The sequence below is a fragment of the Johannesbaptistia floridana genome (assembly GCF_057440575.1).
The window spans coordinates 1-1,489 of the sequence record NZ_JALKVM010000299.1 but is presented as its reverse complement, the minus strand read 5'-3'; the positions used below and the strand labels follow the sequence as shown (position 1 = coordinate 1,489).

Sequence of the window (1,489 nt, the reverse complement as noted above, 5' to 3'; positions counted from 1 at the left end):
ATTGGCAGCGAATTGGGCAATTTTCTCTCAAGAAAGTTATGTTAATTCGTAGGTCTAATAAACGTAAGCGTTGTTTAAATTACGGGCGACTAAAGTCGTCGGTTCGCCTTTCCTCCCCGCACTAAAGTTACGGGGATTCCAGGCTTTCAATTACTTCTGTTGAAGGTATTCACGGTACTTTTGGATTATGGGCTTTATTACTATTTCCAATCTTCGTGGTGTATATTTTTCGTCGAGGCCATAAAAAGCTAATTCAGCCTGATTTGTTCCAAAAAATGACTACTAAAATCGGACATCCCCTGTGGTGGTATTCCTTGCATCGGTTAGTCAATACCTTGATTATCTTTGCTCTGAGTTTTGCCCTTTTTTCTGGTAAAATGATGGATGAAAAATGGCTTCCCCGAGGGGAATTAAATCACCTTTGGTACTATGCACATTTACTCTCTTGGGCCATCTTACTGATTTTTATCTTACTCCATTTACTCATGAGTGCCAAAATAGGAGGAACTCCTCTACTATTATCTATGCTTGATTGGTATTTTCGCCCCTCGGATAATCCACGCCAATGGCGGGTTTTGAATTTAAAACGCGCTCTTACTTGGACTTCTACTCCCAATATATTTAGAGTTTTAGAGAGTATCTTTTTAATTGTTATCCTAGCCGCTTGGGTGATCTCCTGGATCAAATAAATAACTCATAGTTAACCAAAATGTTCCATGAATCGTATTTTAATTGCTGAAGATGAACCTAAAATTGCTGCTTTTGTGGAAAAGGGCTTAAAAGCTAATGGGTTTGTCACGGAAATTGTTTCAGATGTTAATATTCTCTTAGAAAAAGCCCTAAGTAATGAGTTTGATTTACTATTATTAGACTTAGGATTACCTGGTAAAGATGGATTAACTATCCTAGAAGAATTAAGAGGTCAAGGGGCAAGTTTATCCATTATTATTTTAACCGCAAGAGATAATCTCAAAGATAAGATTACAGGATTGGAAGGAGGAGCGGATGATTATATGACCAAACCTTTTCGCTTTGAAGAATTATTAGCTAGAATTAAACTGCGTTTAAAAAATAATCAAACTCAATCAACCTCAGTTACAAACATTTTAAAGTCGGGTAATATTACACTCAACTTAAAAAGTCACCAAGTTTATGTCAAAGATGCACAGGTAGAATTATCAATTACAGAATTTAGGTTACTAGAAACATTAATATCCCAGAAAGGACAAGTTATAACTCGCCAGCAATTATTAGATCATGTGTGGGGATATAATTATGATCCAGGATCAAATATTGTAGATGTTTATATCGGATATTTACGGAAAAAATTAGGCAAAAATTTAATTGAGACAGTTAGGGGAATTGGTTATCGATGGTCAGGATAAAACCAGGGCTATTTCGTTCTTGAGAAAGAAAATGGTGAGGAGAAGCACCGGAGCAGGGAGCAGGGAGCAGGGAGCAGGGAGCAGGGAGCAGGGAGCAGGGAGCA

2 protein-coding genes are annotated in these 1,489 nt (G+C 37.4%); both read left to right on the top strand.

Annotated elements, in window-relative coordinates:
• Window positions 1-149: 149 nt before the first annotated feature.
• The gene (locus MW688_RS17975; protein WP_486737390.1) at window positions 150-689 is read left to right on the top strand and encodes a cytochrome b/b6 domain-containing protein; all 540 of its coding nucleotides are present in this window, start codon (window positions 150-152) and stop codon (window positions 687-689) included.
• A 27-nt stretch (window positions 690-716) separates the two neighbouring features.
• Window positions 717-1,385: a response regulator transcription factor gene (locus MW688_RS17970; protein ID WP_486737389.1), complete on the top strand. Its 669-nt coding sequence runs from the start codon at window positions 717-719 to the stop codon at window positions 1,383-1,385.
• Window positions 1,386-1,489 lie beyond the last annotated feature (104 nt).